Origin of the sequence: Streptomyces sp. NPDC059201, from assembly GCF_042754585.1 — a bacterium.
In the GTDB taxonomy this organism is placed as follows: domain Bacteria; phylum Actinomycetota; class Actinomycetes; order Streptomycetales; family Streptomycetaceae; genus Streptomyces.
The window spans coordinates 43,260-49,647 of record NZ_JBHZBB010000005.1; the positions used below are offsets into that span (position 1 = coordinate 43,260).

Genomic DNA, 6,388 nt, shown 5'->3' on the forward strand with positions numbered 1-6,388 from the left:
TTGGGTAGCGTTGAGTTGCGAAGACTAGGTCGTCGACTCGCTCAGTGGTGCAGGATTTTGGAGAGGAAGTCCTTCGCCCGGTCGCTGCGCGGGTTGCTGAAGAACTCCTCGGGGGTGGCCTGTTCGACGATCCTGCCGTCGGCCATGAAGACGACCCGGTCGGCCGCCGAGCGGGCGAAGCCCATCTCGTGCGTGACGACCACCATCGTCATGCCCTCCCGGGCCAGCTGCTGCATGACCTCGAGGACCTCGTTGATCATCTCGGGGTCCAGGGCCGAGGTCGGCTCGTCGAAGAGCATCACCTTCGGTCCCATGGCGAGCGCGCGGGCGATCGCCACGCGCTGCTGCTGCCCGCCGGAGAGCTGCGCCGGGTACTTCTCGGCCTGCGCGGCCACGCCCACCCGCTCCAGCAGGGTGCGCGCCTTCGCCTCCGCCTCGCCCTTCGCGGTGCCGCGGACCTTGATCTGACCCAGCATCACGTTCTCGAGCACGCTCTTGTGCGCGAAGAGATTGAAGGACTGGAAGACCATGCCGACGTCCGACCGCAGCCGGGCCAGCTCCCGGCCCTCCGCGGGCAGCGGCTTCCCGTCGATCGTGATCGTTCCCGCGTCGATGGTCTCCAGGCGGTTGATCGTGCGGCACAGCGTCGACTTGCCGGATCCCGACGGCCCGATGACGACGACGACTTCACCGCGGCCGATCGTGAGGTCGATGTCCTGCAACACGTGCAGCGCGCCGAAGTGCTTGTTCACCCCGGACAGGACGACCAGGTCCTCCTGGGCCCGCGGGGAGTCCTCGTGGTCCTTGGACACTGCCACTCCGCTCATCGGCCTCTTGCTCCGTCCTCCTCGGTTGGGAGGACACTAGAGACACGTTCGGATGACCGTCATCACATCTGAGCGGAAATTGAGGATAACGATAAGGCCACAGCCGGACACACTGTGTGAAGCTGACCAGCGGGGCCGTACCGGGTGGATAACGGAAGCGGGCGGTCCGCGGGGGCCCACTTGACTGCGACCTCGCCGATCGGCGTTCATGGGCGTTCATGCCCCGGTCCGGGGGCGTCCCGGCGAAGGAGAGGTGAAGACCATGCGACTGCTGCTCGTCGAGGACGACGACCACGTCGCCGCGGCCCTCTCCGCGATCCTGGCCAAGCACGGCTTCGCCGTCACCCACGCCCGCAACGGCGAGGAGGCCCTCCAGGCCGTCCTCCCCACCGCACAGGGCGACCGGCCCTCGTACGGCGTGATCCTGCTCGACCTCGGCCTCCCCGACCTCGACGGCTACCAGGTCTGCGCCCGCATCCGGAAGCTCACCACCACCCCGGTGATCATGGTGACCGCCCGCAGTGACGTGCGCTCCCGGATCCACGGCCTCAATCTCGGCGCCGACGACTACGTCGTCAAGCCCTACGACACCGGCGAACTGCTCGCCCGCATCCACGCCGTCTCCCGGCGCACCGCCGGCCCCGTGCCCGACGAGACCGCCGGCGGTACGGGCTCCGCCGCCGACGCCGGCGTGCTCCACCTCGGCGCCGTCGCCGTCGAGCTGCCCACCCGGCGCGTCAGCGTCGGCGGCGAACCCGTCGCCCTCACCCGCAAGGAGTTCGACCTGCTCGCCCTCCTCGCCCAGCGGCCCGGCGTCGTCTTCCGCCGCGAGCAGATCATCTCCGAGGTCTGGCAGACCAGTTGGGAAGGGACAGGACGTACCCTGGAGGTGCACGTCGCCTCGCTCCGCTCCAAGCTGCGCATGCCCGCCCTGATCGAGACCGTGCGGGGCGTCGGCTACCGCCTGGTCGCGCCGGCCGCGTAACCCCCGGCCGCCCCGCCCGTGCGCACCCGACTCCTCCCCCTGCTCATCATCCTGATGGCCGGGGTCCTCCTCGCCCTCGGCTTCCCGCTCGCGGCCAGCCTCGCCGCCGCCCAGCAGCAGCGGGTCGTCGTCGACCGCCTCGACGACGCCGCCCGCTTCGCCGCCCTCGCCCAGTTCGTCGAGGACCCCGCGACCGGCAGCGACGAGCGCCGTACCACCCTCAGCGGCGAGCTCGCCAGCTACCACGACGTGTACGGGATCCGGACCGGCATCTTCTACCGCAACAACCGCTCCATGGCCGCCGCCCCCGAGGACTGGGTCGTCCCGTACGAGGGGGAGAGCCGCCGCGCCTTCAACGAGGCCCTGCTCGGCCGCCGCAGCCACGACCCGCCGCAGGTCTGGCCCTGGCAGCCGCACGCCCGCCTCTCCATCGCCTCCCCGGTCGTCCGGGACGGGGACGTCATCGCCGTCGTCGTCACCGACTCGCCCACCGGCGCGCTCCGCGCCCGCATCCTGCGCGGCTGGCTGGTGATCTTCGTCGGCGAGGCCGCCGCCATGCTGCTCGCCGTCGGCGCCGCCGTACGCCTCACCGGCTGGGTCCTGCGCCCGGTGCGGGTCCTGGACGGCGTCACCCACGACATCGCCACCGGGCGGATGAACTCCCGGGTCGCCGAGGCCGGCGGCCCGCCCGAACTGCGCCGACTCGCCCGCTCGTTCAACGAGATGGCCGACCACGTCGAGGAATCCCTCGAACAGCAGCGGGCGTTCGTCGCCGACGCCTCGCACCAGCTGCGCAACCCGCTCGCCGCGCTGCTGCTCCGCATCGAACTGCTCGCCCTCGAACTCCCCGAGGACAACGAGGAGATCGCCTCCGTGCGCACCGAGGGCAAGCGGCTCGCGCGGGTCCTCGACGACCTCCTCGACCTGGCCCTCGCCGAGCACGCCGCCGCCGACCTGCGCCTCACCGACGTCGGTGCCCTCACCGCCGAGCGGATCGCCTCCTGGCGGCCGGTCGCCGACGACAAGGGCGTCCGGCTGGTGGGGGAGTGCGGGGCGGCCACCGGCTGGGCGGACCCGGTGGCCCTGTCCAGCGCCCTGGACGCGGTCGTCGACAACGCGCTGAAGTTCACGCCGGAGGGCGAGCAGGTCACCGTACGGGTCCTCCCCGGGAAGGACCTGGTGGAGGTCGTCGTCGCCGACCTCGGCCCCGGCCTCACCGAGGAGGAGCTGAGCCGCGTCGGCGACCGCTTCTGGCGCTCCGGACGCCACCAGAACGTCAAGGGCTCGGGCCTCGGCCTCTCCATCGCCCGCGTCCTGCTGACCGCCACCGGCGGCGGCATCGCCTTCGCCCCGAACGAGCCCCACGGCCTGCGGGTCACGGTCACGGTGCCACGGTACGAGCCTGCGGATCGGTGAGGGGCGGGCCGGCGGAGCGCGTACGGCTCAGGGCTTCGGGGTACGGCTCAGAGCGTGAGGGTACGGCTCCGGGCTCGGCGTACGAGTCACAGCGGGAGCGTACGGCTCAGGGCTTGACCGAGCGGTAGTAGCGGCGGGCGCCGTCGTGGAGGGGGAGCGGCTCCGTGTAGACGGCCGTCCGCAGGTCCACCAGCTGGGCCGGGTGTACCAGCTTGCCGATGCCGTCCCGGCTGTCGATCACCGACCGGGTGAAACCCTCCACCAGGTCCGGATCGGCCTCGGCCGTCGTCACCATCAGGTTCGCCACCGCCAGCGTCTTCACCGGCTGTCCGTCCTGCGCCTTCGCGTACGCGTCGGCCGGGATCACGGCCGAGCGGTAGTGCCGCGTCGACTCGCCCACGTCCCGCAGCGCCTCCACGAGGGGCGCGTCCATCGGGATCAGCCGGACCGGGGACCGCTGCGCCAGCGACTGCACGGCCGAGGTCGGCAGCCCGCCGGACCAGAAGAAGGCGTCCAGGGCGCCGCTCTCCAGCATCCCGGGCATCGAGTCGATGCCCACCGGCACCGCGGTCACGTCCCGGGACGGGGTGAGCCCGGCCGCCGCGAGGACCCGGTCCGCTATCAGCCGCACGCCCGAGCCGTCCTGCCCGACGCCGACCTTCAGCCCGCGCAGGTCGGAGACGCTCTGGATCGACGAGCCCTTGCGCACGACGAGCTGCACGTAGTCGTCGTAGAGCCGGGCGCAGCCGCGCAGCCGCTCGAAGCCGGGCCGGCGGTCGCGGATGTAATGCGCCACGGCGTCGGCGGTCGCGACGGTGAAGTCGGCCTCGCCGGAGGCGACCCTCGCCAGGTTCTGCTGGGAGCCCTCGCTGTCCTTGAGGGTGATCGAGACCTCGGGGAGCTCCTTGGCCATGGCCTGCTTCAGCAGCACGCCGTAGCGCTCGTAGACGCCGGTGGGGACGCCGGTGCTGAAGGTGATCGAGCCGCGCGGCGTCGAGCCCCCGAACGGCGCCAGCCACCACAGCAGCACCCCGCACACCGCGAGCAGCGCGGCCGCGAGCGCGAGGACGCGGCGGCGTGCGGCACGGGTGAGCGAGGGGAACATGCCTGCGATCCTGCCAGGTGGCCGGCGCCTCTGGCCAGGGCGACCGCGCGGCGACGGCTGTGATGTCCACTGCGCCGTGGCTCCCGGTGGTGGAGGGACCGCAGGGAGCCACGGAGGGGGGTGATCGGTGCGGGGTGCGGGGTGCGGGGTGCGAGGTGAGGGGTGCAGGGAGTGAGGGGTGGGAGAGCGGGGAGCGGAGCGTAGGGGCACACGTGCGGTCCGTGGGGAAGCGGCCGTCCGGTCGACCCTCGTCAGGCGGGCGACCGTTCGGGGCGGCGGGGAGAGAGGGGGCGTACGCGTCGCTCGGCGCGCCCTCGTCGCCCCTGGCTCTCTTCGCCTGCCCCGCCGGGCTCCTGCCGCCTCGCGGTTCGGCCGCCCGCCGAACGGCGGTGCCCGCCGGGGTGAGATCGCCCGCCGGACAGGGCGGCCGCGCCCGCCCCCGTACACCGGAAGCTCTACGGGCCGATGGCGCCGCCGCCGGCCCGGGACCGCACGTCGCCGGGCCCCGGTCCCGTCCGGGGCCGCGCCGCGCCGGGCTCCCCGGCCCGTCCCGTACGCGCTCCGCCGAAGTGGTGAGCGGCTTCCGGGAGGAACGCCGTGCCGTGTGTCCTGCCGTGGCGCCGGGGCCTGGCCGGTTAGCGTCGGCAGCGGTTCGGTGATCTTGAGGGCAGTCCCCTCTGCCCGCCCCTGGCCCCTGCCGAGCCACCAACTCACCCCTGTCCCAAGGGAGTTTCCGTATGCCCGCGATGTTCGTGATGTCTGTGATGCCTTTGGCTATGGAGCCCGCGTGCCGCTGGACCGATCGGGCCGCGCGGGTGAGGGTGGGGCGACAACGCGCGCCGACCGCGCCCGTACGACCCGAGGAAGTCCGAGGAAGCCGCCGATGCACTCCGCCCCGTCCGTCGCCCCGCCCCGCGTCGCCGTCCTCGCCGACGATCTGACCAGCGCGGGGGACGGGGCGGCGCCTTTCCGCAGGGGCGGCCATCAGGCCCGGGTCCTGCTCTCCGGCGCGCCGCTCGTCGGTCACGACCTGCCGGGTGGGGTTCTCGCCGTCGACCTCGGTACCCGGCTTCTGGGCGAGGGTGAGGCCGAGGCCCGTACCCGGGAGGCGGCCTCCGCCCTAGCCGGCTCCGGGCTGCTCCTCAAGACCGTCGACTCGACGCTCCGGGGGCATGTGGCCGCCGAGATCCGGGCCGCGTGGGAAGGGTCCGGGCGGCGGGCGGTCGTGGTCGCCCCCGCCTTCCCGGCCGAGGGCCGGACCACGCGCGACGGCGTGCAGTACGTACGCGAAGTGCGCGTCGACGAAAGCGAGTTCGCCCACGACCCCGTCCACCCCGTCCGTACGGCCGACCTGGCCCGTCTCCTCCCGGTGGCCGTACCCATCGACGCGCGGCAGCCGGAGCGCCTGTCCGAACTCCTCCCGGGCGGCGGGCTGTTCGTCTGTTCCGCCGTCACCGACGCGGATCTGGACCGGATCGTCGCCGCCGTTCCCGACCACCGGGGCGTCCTCTGGGTCGGCTCCCCGGGCCTGGCCGCCGCCCTCGCCCGCCACCACGCGCTGCCCGGCGCCGACGCCGTCCCGGGTCGATTGCCTTCAGCCGCACGCCCGTTGGTCGCCGTCGGCAGCGCCAACCCCGCCACCCGGCGGCAGCTCGCCCTGCTGGCCGCCGAGCCGGGGGCGGTCAGCGCGGTCGCCGCCGGCCCGCTGCGGGCCGCCGACACTCCCGTACGCATCCTCCACACGCCCCACGAACGCCGGGCCGATCCGGCCGACCCGTCCGGGCCGACCCGGGTCCTCGCCGCATCCGTGGCGGACCTGGCCGCGCGCGCCCCCTTCGACGGGCTAGTGGTCACCGGCGGGGAGACCGCCGAGGCCGTCCTGCGCGCGCTCGGCGCCCACGGCATCGACCTCCACGACGAGCCCGAACCCGGCATCGCCCGTGGCATCCTGGCGGGCCCGGCCGGCGTGCCGCGGGTCCCCGTCGTCATCAAGGCGGGCGGCTTCGGCGACGACCGCACGCTCCTCCGCCTCCACGCCCTCCTGACGGCGAGGCC

The 6,388-nt window shown here is 73.6% G+C and carries 5 protein-coding genes; 3 read left to right on the forward strand and 2 right to left on the reverse strand.

Annotation, left to right across the window (positions count from 1 at the left end; genetic code table 11):
- Nucleotides 1-41: 41 nt before the first annotated feature.
- Nucleotides 42-827 carry an amino acid ABC transporter ATP-binding protein gene (locus ACFXMG_RS18360; protein WP_383826163.1) on the reverse strand — a complete coding sequence of 262 codons (786 nt, stop codon included), beginning with the start codon at nt 825-827 and terminating at the stop codon, nt 42-44.
- Between the two features lie 262 nt (nt 828-1,089).
- Here ACFXMG_RS18360 and ACFXMG_RS18365 point away from each other — a divergent pair, with 262 nt between their 5' ends.
- On the forward strand, nt 1,090-1,812 hold the full coding sequence (locus ACFXMG_RS18365; RefSeq protein WP_383826184.1) for a response regulator transcription factor: 723 nt from the start codon (nt 1,090-1,092) through the stop codon (nt 1,810-1,812).
- An 18-nt stretch (nt 1,813-1,830) separates the two neighbouring features.
- Entirely contained in the window at nt 1,831-3,228 is a 1,398-nt protein-coding gene (locus ACFXMG_RS18370) for a sensor histidine kinase (protein ID WP_383826166.1), read from the forward strand.
- Nucleotides 3,229-3,334: 106 nt separating this feature from the next.
- Here the strand turns inward: ACFXMG_RS18370 and ACFXMG_RS18375 are convergent, their stop codons facing one another.
- The gene (locus tag ACFXMG_RS18375) at nt 3,335-4,333 is read right to left on the reverse strand and encodes a TAXI family TRAP transporter solute-binding subunit (RefSeq protein ID WP_383826169.1); all 999 of its coding nucleotides are present in this window, start codon (nt 4,331-4,333) and stop codon (nt 3,335-3,337) included.
- Between the two features lie 883 nt (nt 4,334-5,216).
- Here ACFXMG_RS18375 and ACFXMG_RS18380 point away from each other — a divergent pair.
- On the forward strand, nt 5,217-6,388 hold a 1,172-nt coding region (locus ACFXMG_RS18380; RefSeq protein ID WP_384901506.1), incomplete at its 3' end, for a four-carbon acid sugar kinase family protein.